Origin of the sequence: Acinetobacter sp. YH12040 (assembly GCF_013420005.1) — a bacterium.
In the GTDB taxonomy this organism is placed as follows: Bacteria; Pseudomonadota; Gammaproteobacteria; order Pseudomonadales; family Moraxellaceae; genus Acinetobacter; species Acinetobacter amyesii.
Map to the genome: position 1 here is coordinate 38477 of NZ_VOZB01000013.1, position 25076 is coordinate 63552.

At 40.0% G+C, this 25076-nt stretch carries 15 protein-coding genes and 4 pseudogenes; 15 read left to right on the forward strand and 4 right to left on the reverse strand.

What is annotated here, in order from left to right:
• Positions 1-197 precede the first annotated feature (197 nt).
• From FTT99_RS13795 to FTT99_RS13805, 3 genes are read right to left on the reverse strand one after another with little or no spacing between them, the layout of a single operon-like run.
• Positions 198-3386 carry a tyrosine-type recombinase/integrase gene (locus FTT99_RS13795; RefSeq protein ID WP_154320135.1) on the reverse strand — a complete coding sequence of 1063 codons (3189 nt, stop codon included), beginning with the start codon at positions 3384-3386 and terminating at the stop codon, positions 198-200.
• Positions 3370-5682, reverse strand: coding sequence for a hypothetical protein (locus tag FTT99_RS13800; RefSeq protein WP_180161610.1), 2313 nt, complete (start codon positions 5680-5682; stop codon positions 3370-3372). Before FTT99_RS13800 ends, FTT99_RS13795 begins: the two co-directional genes overlap by 17 nt.
• Entirely contained in the window at positions 5627-6064 is a 438-nt protein-coding gene (locus tag FTT99_RS13805; RefSeq protein ID WP_070153154.1) for a hypothetical protein, read from the reverse strand. Before FTT99_RS13805 ends, FTT99_RS13800 begins: the two co-directional genes overlap by 56 nt.
• Positions 6065-7017: 953 nt before the next feature.
• Between FTT99_RS13805 and FTT99_RS13810 the strand changes: the two genes are divergently transcribed.
• The 13 genes and pseudogenes from FTT99_RS13810 (at position 7018) to FTT99_RS13870 (ending at position 22135) form a co-directional block, all read left to right on the forward strand.
• Positions 7018-8241 carry an efflux RND transporter periplasmic adaptor subunit gene (locus tag FTT99_RS13810; protein WP_004974297.1) on the forward strand — a complete coding sequence of 408 codons (1224 nt, stop codon included), beginning with the start codon at positions 7018-7020 and terminating at the stop codon, positions 8239-8241.
• Between the two features lie 10 nt (positions 8242-8251).
• The gene (locus FTT99_RS13815; protein ID WP_004974298.1) at positions 8252-11335 is read left to right on the forward strand and encodes an efflux RND transporter permease subunit; all 3084 of its coding nucleotides are present in this window, start codon (positions 8252-8254) and stop codon (positions 11333-11335) included.
• A complete protein-coding gene (locus FTT99_RS13820) occupies positions 11328-11651 on the forward strand; it encodes a DUF3240 family protein (RefSeq protein ID WP_004974301.1) in 324 nt (107 codons plus the stop codon). The genes FTT99_RS13815 and FTT99_RS13820 overlap by 8 nt, the downstream gene beginning before the upstream one ends.
• Complete coding sequence (locus tag FTT99_RS13825) at positions 11651-12958, forward strand: TolC family protein (protein WP_004974304.1); 1308 nt, start codon at positions 11651-11653, stop codon at positions 12956-12958. Before FTT99_RS13820 ends, FTT99_RS13825 begins: the two co-directional genes overlap by 1 nt.
• 72 nt (positions 12959-13030) lie before the next feature.
• Positions 13031-13693, forward strand: a complete 663-nt coding sequence (locus tag FTT99_RS13830) for a response regulator (RefSeq protein WP_154320134.1) — start codon at positions 13031-13033, stop codon at positions 13691-13693.
• On the forward strand, positions 13694-15058 hold the full coding sequence (locus FTT99_RS13835; protein WP_004974307.1) for an ATP-binding protein: 1365 nt from the start codon (positions 13694-13696) through the stop codon (positions 15056-15058).
• Positions 15059-15426: 368 nt separating this feature from the next.
• Positions 15427-17103, forward strand: coding sequence for a phosphoethanolamine transferase (locus tag FTT99_RS13840; RefSeq protein ID WP_154320133.1), 1677 nt, complete (start codon positions 15427-15429; stop codon positions 17101-17103).
• Between the two features lies 1 nt (position 17104).
• Positions 17105-17668 (forward strand): annotated as a pseudogene (locus FTT99_RS13845) (response regulator transcription factor); the annotation flags it as partial.
• A 110-nt stretch (positions 17669-17778) separates the two neighbouring features.
• A pseudogene (locus tag FTT99_RS13850) lies at positions 17779-17886 on the forward strand (helix-turn-helix domain-containing protein); the annotation flags it as partial.
• Positions 17887-18353: 467 nt separating this feature from the next.
• A complete protein-coding gene (locus FTT99_RS13855) occupies positions 18354-18644 on the forward strand; it encodes a helix-turn-helix transcriptional regulator (protein ID WP_070153163.1) in 291 nt (96 codons plus the stop codon).
• Entirely contained in the window at positions 18634-19983 is a 1350-nt protein-coding gene (locus tag FTT99_RS13860) for a type II toxin-antitoxin system HipA family toxin (RefSeq protein WP_154320132.1), read from the forward strand. The genes FTT99_RS13855 and FTT99_RS13860 overlap by 11 nt, the downstream gene beginning before the upstream one ends.
• 18 nt (positions 19984-20001) lie before the next feature.
• Entirely contained in the window at positions 20002-21006 is a 1005-nt protein-coding gene (locus tag FTT99_RS13865) for a YecA family protein (protein WP_070153169.1), read from the forward strand.
• A 10-nt stretch (positions 21007-21016) separates the two neighbouring features.
• Positions 21017-22135, forward strand: a complete 1119-nt coding sequence (locus FTT99_RS13870; protein WP_154320131.1) for a hypothetical protein — start codon at positions 21017-21019, stop codon at positions 22133-22135.
• Between the two features lie 143 nt (positions 22136-22278).
• Here FTT99_RS13870 and FTT99_RS13875 read toward each other — a convergent pair whose 3' ends face one another.
• On the reverse strand, positions 22279-23592 hold the full coding sequence (locus FTT99_RS13875) for an ATP-binding protein (RefSeq protein WP_070153175.1): 1314 nt from the start codon (positions 23590-23592) through the stop codon (positions 22279-22281).
• A gap of 237 nt (positions 23593-23829) precedes the next feature.
• On the opposite strand from FTT99_RS13875, the pseudogene FTT99_RS16580 reads away from it, so the two are divergent.
• Both FTT99_RS16580 and FTT99_RS13885 read left to right on the forward strand, forming a co-directional pair.
• A pseudogene (locus FTT99_RS16580) lies at positions 23830-24135 on the forward strand (transcriptional regulator).
• Positions 24132-25046: pseudogene (locus FTT99_RS13885) on the forward strand (type II toxin-antitoxin system HipA family toxin); the annotation flags it as partial. The pseudogenes FTT99_RS16580 and FTT99_RS13885, both read left to right, overlap by 4 nt.
• Positions 25047-25076 lie beyond the last annotated feature (30 nt).

The window sequence follows — 25076 nt, forward strand, 5'->3', positions numbered from 1 at the left end:
ACATAATTTTGTGATGATTAATTAGGTAAACCGAATGGTAAAAAATCAGGTTGATGGAATTATATATGGCCAGCCTAGGCTTTTATCAGCATTAATTAACTGTATAACCCCCAAAAAAAATTAAAACAGACACTCACCATTAAAACTTAGGTGTAGCACGAGAGTTAAGCAGTATCCGTTACGATGATTTATTGAAGTCATTTTATTTCTAACTGCAATTGAGCAGGCCTACCAATGCAAGCCAGATGTAAACAAAATTTAAAAGCCGGTAGTGCTTTGCCTTGTTTTAAGGAATATAGCTGTAAGCGTGCATTATTTTCTTTTGTTGTTGGGTAACCTTCTAGTTTCTGATTTGCCTTGGCAAGTTTGAGTAGATTCGGCGTAATTTCTTTGTTTAAAAAATTAACCATATCTATTCCAAGTAAATGCCACATGTTGGCAGGAAACAGATCTTTGGCCGCATAGTAGAATTTTTCCAGATTCTGAATATTTTTCCGCGTTGAATGTAAACCTGTATGTGAAGCAGTTACGTGATTAATAAAGAATTCTAAGACATACCTAATATTTTCAGGTGACTTTTGATAGCAGGCTTGTAGATAGTTAAAAAAATGTGTGACCAATAAAAGGTCCTCATTAGTATCAATCATTGACGGTTTGATGTATTGCAGTTCGGTTATATGAAAAAGTCTTGGATTGTTTTTTCTAGATTTAAGTTGTTTGAGTTGGATTGCATTGTCATACCAATACTTGATGAGCTCATGAGATAGGCAAAGTTCTTGTGCTACGCGCTCCGTATCATATTTGTATAACTCTAATAAGCAGAGTGCCTTATAAAATAGATCAAGATCGATTTTAGATTCTGGAGTCGCGACAAAATAGTCAAAAATACAATGTTCTTGCGTTTGATTTACCTCTAATTCTGCATGTAGTGTGTGAGCATTGCTCGCTATCCATTTTTCTTGATTGTTTAGAAGGAGTTTACAGAGCGTTGTAGCATGCATTTCAAAATTGAATTCAGACTGATCATTGAGCGATTTTAGAAAATGTAACTCTTGTGTTGAATTGCTTATCCCCAGCATTTTCTTAACCAAACCATTGCTTAGTAATGGGCGATATTTGGAAAATTGATAACCTGCAATAAAGTAAGCTACATGAATATAACTTTTAAAGGTCTCGATGGGTTCGAGATGCCCCAAAAGATGTGCGATGATAATCCAATGATTTTGATCAATTGAATTACGTAATAACTCAGCCCTGAGCTGATTATATTCAACTTCCGTATAGTCTGTGAGGCTATCAGACAAAAAATGATAATCACATTTAAAAATTAATGCTAAATGATTTGCTGCAGAATGTCTAAATGAATGAAATGTATAGTGATGTTGCTTGAATAACTGATCCATAAAATTTTTAAAGGGTGCAGTCAGCATGTGCTGGCTGAGTTTCTTATTCTCATTGAACTGACTGAATAAATAATCATTCGGTTTTTTTGTTAACCGCTGTTTGACAACATATTGATGAAATTGTTGATACTCAGATGCTTTGAGTAAGCAATACACGGGCACGCTACGTTGCGCGCTGTCAGTCTTTAATCTGTGTTCATTGCCTATTTTTTCTGACCCATATGGCTTGACCAATAATGATATTCTGTTTAATCCTTCAGTATCTTTGATACGTAAACCAATCATTTCATTAATTCGCATCCCAGTTCTGTAAGCAAGCGTATAAATAAGACTAAGATTTTCATAGTCATGTTGAGAGATGATATTTTGTAGATGTGCTTGTTGAAGTTTTTTGATTAACAGTTGAAATGTGACTGGGCTGATAATACGTGTGCGTGGTCTGGTTTGTTGATCCAGCGTCTCTAAAGTGAATGCTGGGGCATCGAATAGTTGTTCTTGAAATTGATGAAAACGTTTGAGTGTTTTTACAATTTGAGCAGCCGATTTTTTAACAGTATCTTCGAGCAGACTTTCAGCAATACAGTTATTTTGATAAATCTGTGCATATATTTTTTGCAGGCGTGTTTCTTCATCGTCCTCAGAAAATTGATATTGTAAAGAATAGATTAGCCAAGGCTCACCAATTCGAGTGTAGTATGTGTAAATTGAGCTTTTGGCTAACTGGCTATTGTTGGAAATGATTTTAGCAAAAATTGTAGCGCAAAAATCAAATCTCTGAGCTAGCAGATCTATATCTTCTTGAGGTGGTTTAAAGAGACTAATTAACCACAGGGTGATTCGTTTACTGTATTCATTAAAGAGTTTTGCATTCTCCATACAATAATCGATCATGAGTTGATAGATTGGGGCATCTGTTTGGCGAAGACGAATAATTTTTAATAAGTCTTTATGAATTTTTAGTACATCTTTTAGTGCATCTTGCTCATGATGCAAATAAACAGTTTGTGGAGGTAAATTCTTAGACTGATGAATGACTTCAGTAGTGAGCTCATGCTTATATTTAAATTTTGGTTGCACAAAACGCTCAAACTCTTGTTCGGGTAAACCACAACTGAGTAAATTCCCGATGAGGCATTCAGAGAGCGCCGGATCTATATCTACGTTGGGAAGCTGTAACCAGTTGTAGCGAGCATGCTGAAGTAAATGCGATAAGCTATTTTTTTTAAACTTTTTCTTTATTTTTCGAAAGATATACTCAAGATAGCCCTCTACGGGAAGATGAACATGTCGAATATCTCTCAGATTAAAATGTATTAGCCACAGACGTGTGACGGGGTCTGGAATAAAATTTCTAGATTTTCGAACAGTATATTCATCAATAAAAATATCGCCATAATGATTAGAATGGGATTCTAAAAAAAGAATATTAAGGTCTTTATAATGGCGTACTTTTACTGGATTTCTGAGGTGTTCAAGCAAGGCATTAAGTTCAGCTTTTTCATTTAAGCCACCAAATAGAATGGCAGACAATATAATATTGCCCACGATTTCCTCATTTGAGAATGAGTCACAGCTTTCAGCCAATTCCCAATAATTATAAAGCTGTTGTACGAGGTCATTTATTTCATGACCATCGGCATTCCAGCTCATGGTCACGATAGGCTTATCTCTTTTAATATCTAAAACAGCATGAGGCAGCTCTAAATCCAAGCGATGCTGAGCATTTAACTCTTTGATGTAATCTTCAAAAAAATCATATGCAAACTTGATCCACTTTTTACTCGTAGAGTTTTTCTTGATGTGGCTATAAACCTCGCCGTAATCACCTAGCAAATGTGGATTCTGATCAAACTGCTGTTCTGAAAAATATTTGCGGAGTGAAGCATGAACTTCATTTTGAATTTTTTGTTCATTTAATTGTCGAGTAAGTTCTCGTTTCTTTTCGGCAAACAGTTGATCTGCTTTTTTAAGCGATGAGGACATTTAAATTCACTCCAATAATTTCAAAATATTCCTGCATTTCATTTAAATGTGTTGCGAGCGCGCGATATTGGTTCAGAGACAAACTAGAAAATGGATGTGCGGCTTCCTGTTGGAAGGCTTCATGTCCAAAAAGTGCAAGTATTAAAGGCTCGGGGATTTGTTTGTTGGTGAGAAAGGCACGTGTTGTATGGCGGTGCCAGTTGGGATGTGCTAACCCAACTTCAGGATGAAAGTCACGCACATTGGAAGGTGTAAGCGGAGTGAGTGTGCCATTTTGTAAAAGATTTAACAGAGGCTGTTCATTATTAAATATGGCATCAATTTGGGCTGAGATTTCGCGGTTAATCGCCATGTAATGTTGTTGGATATGTTCGAGGAAACGAAGATATTTCTTTAATTCACCGATGAGAAATGCACAAAGTGGAATCAAGCGTCCAAAGCCACGTCTACCACCGACCTCTTTGTCAGACAGCATAATTGTCTGTTGCTGAAAACTTATATTATTCAAAAAACCTGGAAAGTCCCGAACAGGTCGTGCAGCGGTAAACAAAAGTAGGATATGCCACATCCAAATGCTATAAGCATTAAAACTTTCTACCCAGTCGTTATCTGAAGTCGTATAAATTTTGGTGTAAAGATAGAAAAGGATGTCCTTTATGACATTTTTACTTGGTGCTTTTTGGCTACCAAAGCAGATGGACTGATCACTATAGACAATATCACCGTAGTCATTTTCAGCGAGCTGTGTACATAGTTCAGATAAAACTTTGACATAATTTTTTTGTAATTTATTTACATTGTAATGGCAGTAAGAGCTTGAAGAAGAGTGACTTGCATCTACACCAGTGATGATGTCAGCAAGTTGCCTATTGCCTGTTTTTTGCAAAATAACATGATGCAGTAATGAGCTAGTTTTTGATAAGTTCAGCTGAGGAATTTTGACTTCATCTTTTATTATTCTAATTTTTTTCTTTAGCTCATCTTCAGTGATGATTGGTTCTGCTTTGATACGATCAATAAAGTGATTTGGGATAGGGATATCTAAATGAACGGTGTTATTGATCAGTGACTCCGGATATTCAAACGTTGCATCTTCAAAAATGCTGAATTTGGTTGAGAGATAGTATTGGTCACTTTGCAATTTAATGACTTGGCGATGATTTAATCTTTTTACACGCCTTTTTTGAAAATTTAACCAGTCTTTAAAGCCAACGCCTGTGATTAAGCAAAGTAATACAACGAGCACGCTTTTATCATTATGTTTTTTATCATCATGATACAGGTATGTAATTAGGTCAGAAATAGTATAAACACTTGGGAGTAAACAACTTGCAGTGAGCAAATGATCTTGTCGTTGCATATGTTTTGGAATTAACGAAAGTGCCATACGTTGGGCATTTTTAGAATGTCTGGCAAGTGGTGTAATCTGATCTGCTTGAACAATAACAGAGGGGTCTTCTTGCTCGTCAAGGGCTTGCTCATTAGCTAAACCTCTATTACTTTTTTTAGTCTCAATGATTTCGTTAATAGTTCCATCGGTATCCCATGTACGATATTGCAGTTTACTATCTACACTTGATTTGGCAATTTTTGGACGGCTTTTTAGTACATAATTGAATGCAATACGTAATTCATCACAGAAATTTTTCTGAAAATCATTTAGTTCTTGATCTGCTTCAGGTTGAAGAGCAGACTCTACAAATTGCTCTAATGATAGAAATAAAGCAGGGAATTTAAGAGTTAAGAATGCTTGATAATCTAATGCGTGAGCATCTTTTTTTTTTGCAAAAAAAGACTTGTTTGCAACGCGGAAACGCTGAAATAAGCGCTTAATCGTATTGAGATGCTCTGTATGTTGTTTTTCAAATAAATCTGGTTTGATCTGCGGCAATGCTAATAAATATAGTGCTGCTTTAAGGACGAGCACATTCCAGGTGAGTAGTTCCGTGTGCGCATGATAAATGCTGGCAATACTGTTGATGTAATACGTGATTGGGGAATCACCAATTTTAGATTTTCTAGACGCTTGGAGAGTAGCGGGAATGCGAGGTGGTGAACTTGTAGAAATATCAGATTCAATCTCACTGAGAACAAGCCCCTTAAGATAATCTGAGCAGTCATGGTAAACCAATAGATCTGCGATAAAGTTAATATGTGCATGAAGACACAAATCCTCTGCATTAAAAAGCTTTTTTAATAAGTCTGATAATAAAATTTTGGGTTGAGGAAGGGGCTTAGTTTCACTTTCGTGCATATGAACAATTCCAAAAATCTGTTGGATTTGGTGAAAAATCATTTTGATTTAAATAATGATCGACGACTTTTGATTGCTTGCTGACTTCGTCAAGTAGATGCTGGCGACGTGCATGGATTTTTCTGTTTCTATTGTGGAGTTGTGTATGGCTAAAATTGAGTAACTTACCAAGCCCCTCAAGACTGAGCGTTTTATGTGCTTTGAATGAATGTAAGCGATTAAAGTCGAGTAAAACTTCAGTCGAAATATATCGGTTGATCGCTTGCTGAAGATGCTGCGGATTTAAATTGTGTATATCAAAAGTATTTGCTTGCAAAAAACTTAAGAATTCAAAGCTTGCATAGTGTTTGAGTTGTTGTTGTAAGTTGGCATCAGGTGGGAACGTATATACATGTAATTCCTGAGGTGAAGGCGGAAGCTTCATGTGATGCAGGTACAAATCAAAATTATCAGCGATCCAGAAATTGGATATTCCTGCTATAGACCAAACATTGAGTTTGTTTGATGCTAAACGAAAATGAGAAGTTAATCGTAGAGCTCGAAAGGCCATGTGATAGCAGTGATGAATGCCAGCAAAATCTGGATGAGTGTTTAATGCGAGTTTAGAAAGATCTCGCTTGAAGATAATTTTGGGGTTATCAAAATTAAATGAACATTCAGAAGTTACTTGTTTACGCGTTCCACGGCACATATTTAGATTATTAAAATATAACTATGATACATTTCTACTATTTAACTGTTTACTTTTCAAGTAATCTAACGGTATTTATTGTGTAAGTGTTGAAAAGTAGACACAATTTATAGTTTTGGTGTGCATAATTTAATTTGGTTCTATTTTTATTAGTAATATTTTTAAGCTATTACCGAGGTTGGGATTGATTGATTGTATGGCTGTGATTCCTGCTACAAAGTAGTAAAAGTTAGATCATAAAAATTTACCCCAACCTTGGCAAGGTCACCGAGATTTATTCCATTAAATGACCTTAATTATAAGTATATGATTTGATTACTGGTATATAGTTTTTGGTGGAGTAAAATTTTGATCAATTTAGATCATTTAATGTGGTTTTGGTCACTTCATTTTAGACATTTTAGTTTATAAAAGTCACCTATGTTTTGATGCTGATTTTCGTGAGAAATAATAACAATATATAGTTTAATATAATGATTATTAATAATTTATAAATCGACTACAACATGTAGTAGCGAAGATGCTCAAAATGCACTTACTACGTAACATCAGTTAAATAAAAGTCTCCCACAAACCCAATACGGTTCACTTGGGCCTATGCAGTCTGAAATAGGTTTATAAACTTAATCTGATCTTAAGAACTTAATCTTAGCTTTGTAGAGAAAATCTCTTGAAGGATGAAACGAGTGGATCAGCGAGTAGATGTACTAAATTTTAAAAAACTATTATATCTAATGAGCGTCTTGATCTTGATTAGCCTTGGGCTATGGTGGGGAAGTAAGCTGCTCTCGAATAAAAATATAGAGGCTAAAGTAGAGAGACAGGTTTCAGAGGCTGAGAGGAGTCCTGAAGTCTCAGAGCAACAAATCTTAATTTCTTCAAAACAAATTGAGCAAGTTGGGATCAAATTACACACATTAGGTGCTTCTTCTACTAACATACAAAAACAAATTATTTTACAAGGGCAAGTACAGTGGTCACCAGAAAGCAAAGTTGTACTGACTAGTCCTGTTTCAGGAATGGTGCAGCAAGTTTTGGTACAACCCTTGGCAGAAGTTACCCGGAATCATCATGTACTTGCTGTACATAGTCCAGATTTAATTCAGATTCAAAATGAAATATTGCAGCTTCGTGCTCAACAACAATTAGCCCAGCAAAATTTAACACGTGAACGTAGCTTATATGCTGAAGGCATTATTGCCGAGAAGCGTGTGCAAGAGGCACAGAATCAAGTACAGCGTCTTAATATTAACTTAGGTGCAAAACAGCGAATGCTGCAATTTATGGGAGGAGGGCAGGTAAATAGTCTAAATTCCATTGTCTATGTTAAAAGCCCAACAAGTGGTTATATAGAAAACTTACAGGTTTCTACAGGTCAGTATGTTGAGGCTGGTACAGTATTAGGTCAACTTGTAAACGCTGATTCACCGTTACAATTGTTATTACAAGCTAATTTAGCTGACAGTAAATATGTGCATATTGGGGATGTTGTTCAGGTTGAAGGTTGTGATATTACAGGGCATATACAAAATATCGCTCCAGCACTTGTAGGGAATACACAAACTCAAAATATCATCGTACAAATGGATACCAAACATAATTGTTTGCGGGTGCAACAATTTGTCAAAGTTCATGTTCAAAGTAAGCAGCCAACAGTAATTGCAGCATGGCCAGTACCAAGTACTGCCATAACCTCACAAGATGGTAAACACATTATTTTTGTTAAAAATCAGAAGGGGTTTGAAGCTGTAACGGTTGAAGTTCTATCAGCTGATCAGCAGCAAAGTTATATTACAGCTGAAAAATTAAAACCCAAAATGCAACTTGCTATCAGTGGTGTAGAGCGTCTCAAGGCGGTGTGGTCTGGCTTTGGTGCAGAGCAAGCACCTATTAGCACTACAGAACGTTGAGGTGAGACATATGTTAAAACGTCTTATCGCCTTTTCACTTAGTCAGCGCATTTTAATATTATTGCTCACATTGGCGATCAGTGTGGCAGGCTACATTGCTTTTACGAAACTACCAATTGATGCTTTTCCTGATGTGTCAAGTACGCAAGTACAAATTGTGATGAAATCGCCCGGCATGACGCCCGAAGAGGTGGAAAGCCGTATTGTTGTACCCATTGAACAAGAAATGTTGGGAATATCTCATCAGACAGTAATGCGTTCGCAATCTAAATACGCGATTGCGATTATCACATTAGACTTTGCTGAAGGCACTGACCCTTATTGGGCTAGACAACAGGTGAATGAACGTTTAAGTAATGTGATGTCTGCATTACCAAGTAGTACGTCAGGTGGAATTGCACCCATGACGACCCCATTAGGTGAATCTTTTATGTTTACCTTACATGGGCCACTCAGTGATATGGAAAAACGAACTCTACTTGATCGGGTGGTTCGTCCACAACTTCGTAAAATTGAAGGGGTCGCCGATGTTAACGCTTTGGGGGGACTTGTTCGTACATTTGAAGTGACCCCTAATTTAGAGGCCCTGGCGGCACGAGGCTTATCTTTAACACAGCTACAACAGGCAATCGAGCTAAATAATGCCAGTGATGGTGCTGGGCGGCTTAATGAAAATGGAGAGTCATTACTGATCCGAAGCGATAGCCGCGTCAGAAACCTTGAAGAGTTAGGCGATATTATTGTTTCTAGCCATCAAGGAACATTGGTGCGGGTTAAAGATGTTGCACAGGTACATACTGGAGCACTCACACGCTATGGTGCAGTGACTGAAAATGGCCAAGGTGAGGCTGTCCAAGGTATTGTATTAACTTTAAAAGGTGCGAATGCACGTCAAGTCGTTCAACATGTTCGTGAGCATTTGTCCGACATTGAAAAAACTCTGCCACAGGGTACAACGATTGAACCATTTTATGATCGTGGTGAGTTGGTAAACCGAGCCATTCATACCGTAAGTAAAACGTTATTAGAAGCTATTGTCTTAGTCTTGATTTTACTTTTATTGTTCTTAGGAAACCTAAGGTCTGCTTTAGTGGTTGCGGCAGTTTTACCATTATCTGCACTAAGTACTTTTTTGATGATGCACCATTTTGGTTTAAGTGCCAATTTAATGTCTTTAGGTGGTTTGACGATTGCGATTGGTTTATTAGTGGATGCTGCAGTTGTAGTGGTTGAAAATATTGAAATGCAACTTGCTGAAGCAAAAGAGTCACCGCAACGTTCTTTTTTACCGCCATTAAATATGATTTACCGCGCAGTGTCTGAGGTTGCAGTACCAGTCACAGCAGGCATGATCATTATTATGTTAGTGTTTATTCCATTGGTCACGCTTGAAGGATTGGAAGGGAAGCTCTTTTCACCTGTGGCTTTAACAATTGTATTTGCTTTATCAAGTTCACTAATTTTTTCTTTGACAGTGATTCCTGTACTGTGTTCATTCTTTCTAAAACCGAAAGCACATCACACACCCTTTTTAGTAGCTAAATTAGAAACTGGTTACCGAAAACTTTTGAATCTGAGTTTAGCCCATCCTAAACAGATTTATGTCTTAGCAGGTGGTACCTTACTTCTGGCTGCATTGATTTTCCCATTCATTGGAAAGTCATTTATGCCAACCATGGATGAGGGAGATACTATTTTACAGTTAGAAAAAATCCCTTCGATTAGCTTACAAAACTCAATTGCATTAGATCTGGATATTCAAAAACGTATTTTGGAACAAGTGCCTGAAGTTGAAAGAATTGTGGCACGTACAGGTTCTGATGAATTGGGATTAGACCCTATGGGGTTAAATGAAACAGATAGTTTCATTGTGCTAAAACCACAAACGCAATGGCAAGTCAAAAATAAAGAGCAAATTTTAGAAAAAATTCGTCTTGTACTTCAAGATGTTCCTGGCGTGAACTTAACATTTAGTCAACCCATAGAGATGCGCACTTCAGAAATGTTGTCTGGAGTACGAGGAGATTTGGCTGTCAAAATTTTTGGAAGTGATTTAGACCAGCTTAATGATTTATCAAAGCAAATTGCAATAGTTCTACAAGGCATTGAAGGCAATGAAGATGTCATGACACTCGAAAATTCGGGAGTACAGTATCAAGAGCTGCGAATCCATCGTGATATGGCTATACGAAATCAATTGGACAGTCAAAATGTTCAAGCCCAACTCAAGATGCTCGTGGAAGGCAAAGAAATAGGTTCCATTATTGAACAGGGGCGCCCTGTTCCATTAATGATGAAAGGGGATCCACGTTTGGGAGAGTCGAGTTTTGAATTTTCCAATATTGCCTTGCCAATTGAGAATGCAGCTGCAGTGCCATTGTTATCTTTAGCAGAAGTGGTTAAGACTGAGGGTGTCGTAAAAATTGATCGTGAAAATGCATCACGAATGTCAGTGGTACGTGCCAACGTACGTGATCGTGATTTAGTTAGTTTTGTAGATGAAGCAAAACAATTGGTTGCAGAGAAAGTCAAGTTACCAACCGGCTACTCACTCAAATGGGGGGGGCAATTTGAAAACCAACAACGTGCGGCTGCTCGCTTAATGCTTGTTGTACCTGCTGCATTAACAATGATCTTCTTTTTACTATTTACGACTTTGGGTTCGGTGCGTCAAGCCGTATTGGTTTTCGTCAATATTCCCTTTGCGTTAGTCGGTGGAGTATTTGCATTAGCATTAACAGGTGAGTATTTATCTGTTCCTGCATCAGTTGGTTTTATTGCCTTGATGGGGATTGCTGTACTGAATGGTTTAGTGATGATTAGTTATTTTAATCAACTGATTTCTCGTGGTGTTGCAATTGAGGAAGTTGTTCGTGAAGGTGCTATGCGCCGTTTACGTCCAGTCATGATGACCGCGAGTATTGCAGCTTTAGGTTTGATCCCATTGTTATTTACTACTGGCCCTGGTGCCGAGATTCAACGTCCATTGGCGATAGTTGTGATTGGAGGGCTTATTTCTTGTACTTTGCTGACTCTGATTTTACTTCCTAACTTGTTTAAAAAATTTGGTTTAGCGCGAGATCATCATGTCTGAAATATGCCAACTCTCTATTAACGTGTCCTCTGATATTGCTGAAGAACTTATGGAGCATTTGTGGTTAATTCCTGAGTTGATTTCAGGGTGTACTTGTGTCAACGCACAAGGGTTTGGTAATCGCCAACATTATCGTAATGTTCAGGAAAAAATTCGCGGAGCAACTGAACGGAATCTTATATTGCTGATTGTACAACACGAATCTGTATCATTGGTTTTGGCGCATATTCAGCAAAAATTTAAATCAAGTGATTGTTTTTATTGGGTCATACCTACATTAATTTCTGGTTATATGAGCCAAGGAGCACTTGACTAATGACATTAAATATCAAATTTAAATCAACACTTCTAGGCCAAATTTGGTATCTGTTTGGGTTGGGCTATTGTTTTACAGTGGCTTCGACAGCAATTGCAAAACCTCAACTTGAAGCTGCTTTGCCACCACTTGAAGCAGTACAACAGAGTCTAGTAGAACATCCGAATGTGCGTGCTGCAATATCAGAGCAAGATTATGCAGACTTTGCCCGACAAGGATTAAAAGTAGGGCAAAATCCGTGGACTGTTACAGCCGGTATGCAAGTACGTAAGACGGATACACAACTAGAGCGAAAACAAGCCAATAGTTATGAACCTAGTTTGGGGATAGAAAAACAAATACGTTTGCCTAATAAATACCGGCTAGATCAAGATCTAGCACAACGTATTTCAAGTATTGCAGAACTGAAGTATGAGAATGCTCAACATCAAGCATCTAAAATGTTGTTAAATAGTTGGTTTGCTTATATGCGAAGCACATTGCATTTGAAGCGACTGCAAGAACAGCTGGATCAAATTCAGCAATTTATCCAAGTGACTGAACAACGTATTCGAGCAGGAGATGCACCACGACTTGAGCTAATGCTCTTGAAGAATGAGTACCAACAACTTGAGGAACAATATATGCAAGCTAAAGCTGCATATATTCAAGCTCAGCAATTGTTGGCCCGCGATTATAGAGGAAAGATCCCTGAACAGTGGAGCAGCGATGTTATACAGCCTAGCCCTATACAGTATAGTCAAGCAGAGTGGGTACAGAAAATTTTGTCAGTTAATCATGAGTTAGCACTCGTAAGGATGCAAGCTACACAGCAATACGCAGTATTAAAAAGAGAGCAGCTTAATAGACTGCCAGATCCTACGATTGGTTTTGGTTACAGTAGGGAGCAATCGGGAGAGGAGAATTTATTAGGGGTTAGTGTTTCAATTCCTTTGACTGCGCGACAAGTCGGTATTGCTTCAGGAATGGCAGCGGCAGAAGCAAAAAAAGCGGATTTGGAGGTATTGCGTGTAGAAAAACGTCTGCGTCAAGAAATACAGGGGTGGGTGATTCAAATGGAGTCAGCGACTGTACGGAATACGAAGGCGCAAGAAAACTTACAACTGTTGCAACAACAACATCACTTGATGCAAAAAGCGTATAAATTAGGTGAGTTGAATCTCAATGAGCTTTTGTTGCATTCGCAGCAATTGATTGAAGCACGTAGCCGAGTCGATCAAGCTAAAGTAGATTATGCAGAAAGTATGAGTTCCTTATTACTTGATTCTCATCAATTGTGGCCTTTACATGAGATGGATAGAATTTAACAGTAATATTTACGAGCATAGTAGGGATTATAAATTTGCGCTGTAGTTTGGTAAGCAAGAGAAAAAGGTGTTATGAGAGTTCTATTGGTAGAAGATGATAGCTTGTTGGCAAAAGCAACTGCACGTGGTCTAGATCAAATGGGCTTTGTAGTTGACATTGCGAGCACAGCAGAGCAAGCGTACCATTTTTTAGTGAGTTATCATTATCACTTTATTCTACTAGACTTAGGTTTGCCTGATCGAAATGGGATTGAAATTTTAAAATCACTACGTCGCAAAAAGAATCAAGTTGGAATTATTATTCTGACTGCTCAAGATCAAGTTGATGATCGTATTACAGGTCTAGAGGCAGGAGCTGATGATTTTGTTGTTAAACCTTATGATTTACATGAGGTCGTAGCAAGGATTCATGCTGTATTACGCCGAATTTCAGGAGAGGTAGGGGACCTAATTCAGGTTGGAAATATTAGTATTAACAAAGCGAGTAAACAAGTACTGTTAAATCAAGTCGAAATTGAGTTGACACATAAAGAGTTTCATTTATTGGAGTTATTTACTCTCAATCGTGGTCGTGTAATTTCGCGTGAAAATATAGAAAATTCATTTTATGCTTATGACGTTGATGTGAGTAGTAATGTTGTACAAGTCCATATTCATAACTTGCGTCGGAAATTAGGTAAAAATATTATCCGTACAGTACAAGGTTTTGGATATATCATGGATGAACAGCATTAAATGGCTGATCCAATTCGCAGCTATTCATTAACCCAGCGCTTATCTATAATTTTACTGGCAATTACCACTAGCGTTTGGTTGGGTAGTTTAGGAAGTATTTATTGGGGAATGCAAAACACTGCCAATAATATTTTTGATAAGTCATTAGCAGAAACTGCTCATGCTTTATTGTCTACGACTCTAAGTACCCTAGATGGAAAAGTACCGCAGCATACAGTGATTGAAAAAGCTAAGGGTGAGCATTATGACCAAATTGTATTTCAAATTTGGCATCGTGATGGACAATTAATTTATCGTTCTATTGGTGTGGAAACACAGCCATTTGTTCAGCAAGATAATTTTGGTTGGATTAAACTGAATAATAATACTTATCGTAGTTATTCTGTTTGGGATAGTACGCATACAATACAGGTACAAATTGCGCAGGTTTGGACAATTCGAAAAGATATTCAGCAAGATATGTTGCTGTTTTTGATTTTGGTTTCAATCATATTTTTGCCATTATTATTATGGTTGATTATTTGCACGATCCGTCGTCATTTATTGGCTGTATATAGCATTAGTCAAAACTTAGAAAAACAATCCATTGAACATTTAAATCCAATTAAGCCAGTTGTACCGAAAGAAATAGAACCTTTAGTGAGCTCTTTAAATACCTTACTTAGTGAGATTGCTGAAAGTATGCAACGTGAAAAACGTTTTACCTCAAATGCCGCTCATGAACTCCGTACACCATTAGCTGCTATACGCTTACATGCCCAAGTACTTCAAAATGCACGTTCCAATGAGGAGTCTAAGGAAGCTGCACAGGACATTATTACAGGAGTAGACAAAGCATCAAGAATGATTACTCAGTTGCTTACATTAGCGAGGCTTGAACCGAATGCCACACAAAACAAAAGCAATATTGATTTGGTAGATATTGTTAAAGGTACAGTTGAAATGATGGGTATTCAGTTCAGAAAAGCAGGTGTAGACTTACAATTGCATCTCACCTCAGTGTGCGTTTGGGGGCAGTCAGATCAGTTGGAAATTATGTTGAGAAATATACTCGAAAATGCCATTCTTTATCGTAGTTCAATACATAAACCTATTATTAAAGTCAGTTGTGGAAGTATTGGAAATGGTAGTTTTATACAGGTTGAAGATAACGGCATAGGTCTAGATGAAGCACAAATCCCATTTATATTTCAGCGTTTTTATAGAATAAATCAAGCCAGTTCTGTAGTAGGAAGTGGTCTGGGATTATCTATTGTGAAGCAGATTATTGACTCTCATTTAGGCAAGATTACTTTACAACGTGCAAATGCAGTTGGAGGATTGATTGTCAGAATTGAATTTTTCAAAAAATTGAATATTTATTAAAACGATAGTCAAAAAAATAGATTTTATCATATTGATTTATAAATTTAATTTAAATGCTGGCGTATATCGTTGTCCACTCATAATGTTCTCTCCTATGCAAAAAGAATAGACGAAATTTGTCTAGGAGAATGGTGGCAGTCCAGGGCCTGGTTCAAGCATGACTTGAGTAATACTCGGGCTGTGCTCATGATTTGCTTGAGCATTACTTGCGGATTTTCCCCAACGTGCTTGGGCTGCATTTTTGGTTTTATCAGATTTGATTTGAAATCAAAATATGTATAAGTTTTTGTAGCTCTCAGATTATTTTAAGTCATTTTTAAGATTCAAATTTTAGGCTAAAGCATATTAAAGTCTTTGAACTAAAAAAAATGCTTAAGCTGCCTTCTTTTCCCGGTCTACGCCAGATCAAACCCCTCAGCCTTGCACGCTTCAACCTGTTACTCGCCATTTGGCTGGGACTGGTCTTAAACTTTGCTTTCTATCAGAAAATCCATCAACTGACGCCTTATACCAACCTCAAGGCAGACGCATTATTGGCGGCTACAGTCTTGGTAGTTATCGGCTTGTACAATCTGGTCTTGCAGTGGCTGAACTGGAAATGGAATGCCAAGATACTGGCCAGTGTGCTGATCATTCTGGGCGGTTTTAGTGCTTATTTTGTCAATAGTCTGGGGGTTGTTATTACGCCGGACCAGATCCAGAATATGCTGCAGACCGATGCCCGGGAAGTCCGTGATCTCTGGTCAATACGGCTGGTGATCTGGACGCTGGTCTTTGTGATTTTTCCTTTGTGTATCGTCTGGATGCTGAACATTCAGCCTGCATCTTTCGGGCGTCAATTGTTGCATAAAAGCCTGAGCAGTCTGTTTTCGGCCGTATTGATTCTAGGACTGTTATTCTGTTTTTATGTCGATTATGCAGCCATCTTCCGCGAGCACCGCGATCTGAAGGGCATGATTTCCCCGCAAAATAGTATTGCATCCACCGTATCCTACTATAAAAAGAAAGCACCTAAAGCCAATTTGCCTTTGATTCCTTATGGTGAAGATGCCCATCTGCTGCAGCAGGCTCAAATACAGAAACAACCCAAATTGATGGTGCTGGTGGTTGGGGAGACTGCACGTGCCGAGAGTTTTGCTTTAAATGGTTATGCACGCAATACCAATCCTGAACTGAGCAAGTTACCGATAATTAATTTCAATCAAGTCAGTTCTTGCGGAACTGCCACAGCTGTTTCAGTACCGTGTATGTTTTCAGGGATGACACGTCAAAACTATAATGAACAGTTGGCTAGCCACCGAGAAGGTTTGCTGGATATTGCTCAGCGGGCCGGTTATCAGGTGACCTGGATTGATAATAATTCGGGCTGTAAAGGTGCCTGTGACCGCGTACAAAAATACCAGATTCCAGCCCAACTGAAACAGAGATGGTGTGATGCTGGTGGTGAATGTTTTGATGAAATCCTGGTGGATAGCCTGAAAGATTATCTGGCGCATCTGGATAAAAACAACTCGAAACCGCAGTTAATTGTACTGCATCAGATGGGCAGTCATGGCCCCGCATATTTCAAGCGCTCCAAAGCACCATATCAGCCATTTCAACCGACCTGTAATACCAATGCCATTCAGGGCTGCAGTACAGAAGAATTAAAGAATAGCTATGATAATTCGATTGTATATACAGACCATGTTCTTGCCGAGATCATTGAAACTTTAAAGCAACAGACTCAATATCAAACCGGTTTCTGGTATCTGTCTGATCATGGAGAATCTACCGGAGAGCACGGTTTATACCTGCATGGTGCTCCTTATAGCATGGCGCCCACGCAGCAAACCCATATCCCAATGCTGATGTGGTTTTCTGATACCTGGCAACAGTATAATGCCCTGCAGCTAAACTGTTTAAAAACACAGACCGGACAGGCACGCAGTCACGATCATCTTTTCCCCAGCTTATTAAGTATGCTGGATATAAAAACGCAAGTGATTGAAGCTAAAAATGATATGCTTGCACAATGCTCATCATCATTAAAAAACAGAGCTTGAAATGCATAAAATACTGATTATTGAAGATGACTTTATGATTGCCGAGTCGACTGAAACATTGCTTAAACTGCATCAGTTTGAGGTGTACTGGGTCAATAATGGGATTGAGGGTTTAAAACAATTACAGCAGCAGGTCTACGATATTGTGCTGCTCGATTTAGGTTTGCCAATGATGGATGGCATGTTGGTGCTAAAAAATATCCGGCAGAAGTTTCCGAATTTACCGGTATTGATTATCTCTGCCCGGGATCAATTACAAAACCGGGTAGATGGGCTGAATCAGGGAGCTGATGACTACTTGATTAAACCCTATGAGTTTGACGAACTGCTGGCCCGTATTCATGCCTTAATCCGACGTGCCGGCTTAAAAAATACTGTGACAGATATGAATAAGAAATTATCACACAGTGGGCTGGAACTGGACCTGGAACAGCACATCGTATGCTTTAATGGTGAACCGATCGAGTTGTCTAATCGGGAATGGTCTATTCTCACTGCACTCCTCATGCATCCTAGCAAAATTTTTTCTAAAAACGATTTAGAAGACAAACTTTATGATTTCGATAAGTTGACAAAAATAACTAATCATGCGAAAAAGTTTTTTTAGTTAACAGATGTTCACACATGCCTCGAATTGTTTCTGTACCACTTAGTTTAGAACAGCGAGAATGACTCATTTTTCTGGCCAAGCATGCAAAACATTGGCGTGAAAGACAACGTGCCCAAACTATTCTCTGGCTTTCTGAAGGTAAAAGTGTTGCGGAAGTTGCCACTCTACAAGAAACCCCAACCTTGGCAATAGTCACCAACATAATTTACATTAAATTGTATAAATTGCTGTGTATATAAGTACAATAACATCAATAACTTACGTTTTAAAATATTTTTATTGGAATTAATGTTTATTAAGATCGTTTAATTTTGGTCACATAAGTTTTTAAAAATTTACCAAATAATCACCAACATAATTTTGTGATGATTAATTAGGTAAACCGAATGGTAAAAAATCAGGTTGATGGAGTTATATATGGCTGAACCGTACCGGGTTTGTCGGAGACTTTTTTATTTAAGTTAGGCCACCTGACCTAACGGGTTAATCTTATGCTGCTGTTAGGGTCTAAAAATAGCAGTTTTGAAGGGCTTTATCGAGTGATTTTTTCAACACTCTACGCAATTATGGATATCATAGTATCCACTTTATGTTTTATTTCGCTATAATGGATATAACTGTATCCATTTGGTCTTTGCGGATGAATTTTACCTTACTTGATGATACCGATGTAAGCCAAGCTTATGCGGCTTATTTACGTGAGTTACGCAAGCAGGCAAAGCTGTCGCGCGCTGCATTGGCTGAGCGAAGCTGCGTACCTGCGGCCACCATTAAGAAATTTGAGCTGACCGGGCAAATTTCATTTCGTCAATTGCTGTTGCTATGGCAGACACTTGATTCGCTAGATAGGCTTTATCAGCTCACGCAACTTAGCAAAGAACGCGCTGCTATACCCATGAGTATTGATGAGGTGCTAAAAGATGAGTTTTAAACCGATTCAGAAGCTTAATGTTACTCGTACGCTAAGCTCAGGTGAGCAGATATCTGTTGGAGTCTTGGCGCAGAATCGGCAAGGCGTTTTTTTTCAGTATACTGACGACTATTTGCAGCAGTTTGGCAATTTATCACCGTTTACCTTGCAAGCGAATACGCTAGTTCAAGCCGCACCTAAAGCGCCGCACCAAGGTGTACATGGCGTATTTGGGGATTGTTTGCCCGATGGCTGGGGCATGTTGTTACAAGATCGTATTTTCCGGCAAAAGGGCATCCTACCTAATCAATTAACGGCGATGGATAGACTGGCCTTTGTCGGTGATAAAGGCATGGGAGCGCTGTCTTTTGCTCCGGTGTCTGAGTTTTCAGCCACGACATACGCGGACATTGATTTAGCAACCTTGGGCTTAGAAGCACAAACGCTGTTCGATGCTTCAATGTCAGATTATATGGATGATAATCACGATGAGTTAGATGGGCATACGCAACAGGTGTTGGCCGCATTAGTCGCCGGTGGTAGTTCGGGTGGAGCAAGGCCTAAGGCGCAGATTTATATGCCTGCAGGGGAAACTCAGCATTGTCGAACCTTTGCTCAGCCTGGAGATGAGGCTTGGCTGATTAAGTTTACCTCGAAAAATCTCGCGCTCGGGCATGAAGAAGGGTTGTGTGAAGCGGTTTATTTGCAAATGGCCGAGCTTGCCAAGTGCCAACCACCAGTCTGGCAACTCATTGAAGCACCAACTACAAGCGGTGCGTCTGCCTGGTTGGCGCTTAAGCGTTTTGATTATGTCACGGAGCAGGCCCGTTTAAGCGGTAATCGCAGTTCAGGTCGCTTGCATATGCACAGCGCTTGCGGGCTGCTGGATGCAGACTTTCGAACGCCAAGTTTAGATTATATTGACTTGATCAAAGCCAGCCGTCAGTTGTGTAAATCTCCTGCTGCTGGGCAGCTGCAATTTCGCCGTGCCGTTTTTAACCTGCTGTCGTCTAACCAAGACGACCACAGTAAAAACTGGGCGTTTTTGCAAGCGGATGACGGTCAATGGAACCCTGCACCTTTTTACGATGTTACCTACAGCCCACATCCATTCAACGAACACGCCACTGCTTTCGGCGGTTATGGCAAAGCGCCATCGCTTAAGGTGATGCAAAAACTTGCTACTAGTGCTGGCTTTGCGAATTGGAATGATGCAAAGCAAGTTATTGAAGAAGTCGCAGAAGCCATCAGCCAATTTACGTATCTTGCCAAGCAACAAGGGATCAGTAAAACAACAATGTCCGTGATTGCTAAGACATTGGAGCAGCGTAAACAAGAAAATGCAGCGCTTTTTCTATAACAATAAGAAGGGACAGTAATGAAGCTCGGCCGAAACGATCCTTGCCATTGTGGCAGTGGTAAAAAATTTAAACGTTGTTGTATGAGCAGCGTTTCCAAGCAACATGCCCAAGTCTTCGATGATGTTGAAACCATGCTGGCAATGAACCCAAATTTGAGTCTTGATGAACTCAATGCCGCTTTGCAGCACAAAGTGCAAGAACGCAATCATCAACCTCATCCCGATTTTTGTGGCGTAACGCCAACGCAAATGGCCAATTGGCTTTATGCGCCTTTTGATGAATTAAAGTGGGTGACAATTTGCACTCCCGACTCTCTTTCTGCCAGCCCAATAATGCGTTATCTAGCCCTCATTCTTGATGAGGCCATGGCGCAAGAAGGCTCCTTCAAAGCCACGAGTAAAGGCAACTTACCGGCTAAGTTGGTTAAACAGGCCAGTGAGTTATTGCCTGAGTTTGCCGTTGCTCAATTAGAACGTAGTATAAGCATCAGCGAGTTTTCGGGCAGCAATGAAGACAAATTTAATGCCTTGCACTACACCCGAGTGCTTGCCGAAATTAGCGGTATTATTTATCGGCGCAGTGGCCGCTACCATGTAAAAAAATCAGCGCAAAAGCAGTATCAAGCGCTAGGCATACAGGCCTTTTTCAAACCTATGTTAGAGGCCGCTATCAGCAAATATAACTGGGGTTATTTGGACAGTTTCGAATACGATGTCGACTTGCGCACTTTTTGGTTGTTTATGCTGTGGCGTATTCAAAGCCACAACAGTGTGGAGCAGCTTGTGAAAGAGGTGATGACAGCTTTCCCTAATCTATTGCTGGTATTCCCTACGGATGATTACTTCTCGCCAGAAAGAAACTTAAGTATGCTCATCGAATCACGATTTATTGAGCGATTTTTGCAGTTTTGGGGATTTGTAACGATTGACCCAAGACGTTATATAAACGCTGAACAAGTCGCCAGAGTGATTCAGGTACAGCCTTTGTTAAAACAAACTTTTCAATTCACAATAAATAAATAGCAAGGTCACCGTGAGCGAATTTCAATACTATAAATTTGAGCGTCTGGATGGGTATTTAGATGCTAAAGCACGTCAAGCACTCAGAGCCATTTCAAGCCGTGCCGAGATCAGCGCTACGGCCTTTCAGGTGTATTACACCTACAGTGATCTAAAGGCCGAGCCTTTTGAGCTGATGTTAAAATACTTTGATATCGGTTTTTACTATGCCGATTGGGGCTCAATCGATGTATACATCAAGCTACCAGCAGGAACGCTTCCAGATGCGTTACTTGGCTTTTCAAGTGATGGACTTCATGTTCACGAAAACGATGAGTGGCAGTTGCTGATTTTTTCCCTTGAGGAGTGTGATGAGTATTTTGACGATGAGCATGCTGACGACTTTTTCCAGCATTTAGCCGCTTTACGCGGCGGGTTAATGCAAGGGGATTGGCGCCTTGTGTACTTAATGTGGCTCAAAGCGTTTGATTTTAATGATGGCGTTGAGCGAGTGCCGTTAATTCAATTCGATTTTGAGCACCTCAGGGAAGAGGAGCAGGCGTTTGCTGCGCTGTATGATATTCCCTTAGCATTGGTTAAGGCGCTCGCCATGGTGCTGAGCGAACAACCCAGTCACCAAGCCAAACAAACTCAGCTTACGCTTGATGCGTGGATCCATAATCTCTCGCAAGCAGAGAAAGACACGCTATTACGCACGTTGTTTGAGCAAGGCCAGCTAACCCGTCACCAAGCCTTAGCGCTGACGCGAAAAGAACCTGTCAACACAGACGAGATCTATCAATACTGGTTAACTTCCGCCGTCATTTCTCCTTTCATTGAGCAAGCGCAAAGTCAATTACAGCAAGAGCAAGCCGCAGCACTCGCAAAAAAATTAGCTATCGAAAAAGCGGAAAAAGAAAAAGCGTTGACGTATATCTACAATCAACGTGAGCACTACTGGCAGCAATCACAAGAGCAAGCGGATCGAACTTGCGCCAGTGGTTACGATGCGGCATCACGCTATCTGCATCAGCTGTTTGAGGCCTATCAGTTCAAAGCTGATGAAGCGGCGTTTGAACAACGTTTTAAGCGCTTTGTTGTGGCGAATAATAGCCGTAAAGCACTGTTAAATCGCTTGAGTGATTTGCTTTAAACGATGAGGCGATAGGCTGGCCAAATGACGTTAGCAAAAAACCGATTGAGGGTTGGTTGAAAGGTTGTAAGCCCACCAAAGGTCTACAAATTGTTACCTATGAAGTCACTTTGTGTAGACCTCGGGGTCTAAGTAACGCGCTTTTACCATCTCTGTGGTAAATACTGCGTGAAATACAAAGGCATCACGATATTGGTTTGCTCTAATGCGGATGAGCCTTGTGTACCCGTTAACTTAAAGGTTTTACTTGGAGTACATTTTTCAACGTAGGATGCCAACGATTTTGCTCTTGTACGTTTACCACTTTTGACCTCCACAGGGACGATATCGCCTTCATCGGTCGCCAAAATAAATTCGATTTCGGCACGGGCGTCATTCCATGAATAGCTTGGGTCAACGCCAATGGCAGTGAGCTCTTGTTGCACAAAGTTTTCAGCCACATAACCTTTGTATTCATAGTTTTGTTGCTTAATTTCTTTATAACTGCTGCCGAGCATATGATTAAGCAGACCCACATCAAACAAAAACAGTTTCACCATATTTTCTTTTTTATAGGCCGCTAACGGAGATTTCGGCAATCCTTCAATAGGGTAGTTTGGCAAAGCTAGGCGGCAGCAGTTAAGCCAATGGATCGCGGTTTCAAAATCGCTATAACGAGATTTACGCTCATGCACATGCTTAAATTTAAAGCGTTTAACCGACTCATCGCTGACAAGTGATAGCTGGGCTGGAATGCTATTAAATACCGATTCAATCAGTGTGGTGTCGACCTTGCCCGCGTACTTACCAAAATCGCGGCGATAACCTTCCACTAAATCGGCATGAATTTTTGTGACTTTTTCAACACGCTCTAGAATGCTTGAATCCTTATACTGATACCAAGCAGAAACGGCTTCCGGCATACCACCAGTAAAAAAGTAGTCAGTGAGTTTGTCCATCAATTTGGTGTGTACTGCCGGTGTGCTTGCTTGACTATCAAACGCTTTGATCAGCGCTTGCTCGTTGGATGCGTAAATAAATTCTTGGAAGGTCAGTGGTCGTAAATTGTATTGTTCTACCTTGCCCACAGGGAAGGTGTTGAGCAAACCAATATTCGAGCCGCTGGCAGCGACAAAATAGGACGGTGCTTTTTCAGCAAAGTACTTTAGTGAGGTAACGGCACGTTCACATTCGCCAATTTCATCTAATATCAGCAGATCGGTTTCTGGGTTGAACGCTTGGTTGGTTAACAACTCAATATTCATTACTAGCTCGTCAGGTGACAGAGAGCCATCGAACGCTTCTTTGTAGGCAGGGTTTTCAAGGAAGTCGATACGAAGGATGTTGGCAAAGGTATTCCCAAATAACTCTTGTAGCAGATAGGTTTTACCTGTTTGTCTTGCACCATCGATCAATAATGGCTTGCGCACCGGTTGATTTTTCCATGTTATTAGGGCGTTTAGTAAGTTGCGCTGCATTGTCATTTCCCGCCAATTAAGACTGTTAACTGCCTGTAGTATAACTCAGCCTACACTTTTACGCGCAGAAAAGTGCGGAATTTTACATTTTTATGCGCATAAAAGTGTAATTTGATGACCTTTGGCATTCAGGGATTCACATCATCGCCTTGGCCAACGCGCAAGCTAAACCTAAAAGTAGGATATAAATCCAATTATATTGAGTAAAGTGGGAATATAGTCCCTTTGGTTGGTGATATGGCTAAGCGTGACTTACACAATATATTGTTTCCAAAGCAGCGTAAAATCCTGACGCAGTTTGGTGAAGACTTGCTGTTGGCGATGAAAAGACGTGGTTTTACCAAAAAGCTACTGTGTGAACGTACTGGTTTTGATCATAAAACCGTGAATTAAGTCTTAGCCGGTGATCCGGGCGTTGCCATAGGCACTTACTTAAAGGTGATGGCCGTTCTTGGCATGGAAAGCAACTTTGCAGAAATGGCCGCCCATGATGAAGTGGGTATCAAGCTGCAAAACATAAAATTGCTGGAAGGTTCAAGATGAGCCGTGAAATCGTTGAAGTCTATGCCGACTGGCAGCCAATTGAAGCACCTTTGCTAATAGGGCTGCTTTCTTACAGCGATTCAAGCCGAGGTGGCGTGTTTAGTTTTGCCTACGATAAAGCATTTTTAACCTCAGCCTATCGCTTGCAAATTGATCCCATCCTGACCCTCCACTCCGGTGTACTCTAAAACGATGAAGTCGATAAAAGCTTCCGCGCATTTCTTGATTCATCGCCTGATAGATGGGGGCGTATTTTAATGCAGCGGCGTGCGGCGATTGAGGCGCGCAAAGGCATTCGAGCAACAAGTCGATTAAACGAATTGGATTACCTGCTGGGCGTAAATGACTCTTACCGGATGGGTGGTATTCGATTTAAGCGAACAGGCTCGAATGCTTTTTTGGACGACAATTCTGAATTTGCTGCGCCGCCAATGGCTTCTTTGCGAGAGCTAGAGCATGCAGCAATGCAGATTGAAAAAGACGATAACATCGACAGTGACGAGTATTACCGCTGGTTGAAAATGCTGATTTCTCCAGGCTCATCATTAGGTGGTGCAAGGCCCAAAGCTTGTGTCACAGATGAACAAGACCACTTGTGGATTGCTAAGTTTCCCAATTTAAACGATACCCATGATGTGGGCGCGTGGGAGATGGTCTGTTATGAATTGGCGTTAGCGGCAGGTGTTGACATGTTTCCAAGTGAGATGAGGCAATTTTCGTCACAGCACCATACCTTCTTAACAAAACGGTTTGACCGCGACGGTGACAAGCGGCTGCATTTTTCGTCGGCCATGACACAGCTTCAATACTATGATGGTGAACAATCTCAAGGTGCCAGCTACTTAGAGATTGCTGAATTTATTTCCAATTGTGGAGCACAAACCACAGCTGATTTAGCTCAGTTTTGGCGTATGGGGGTAAAGGCATGGGGAAGTGTTTAA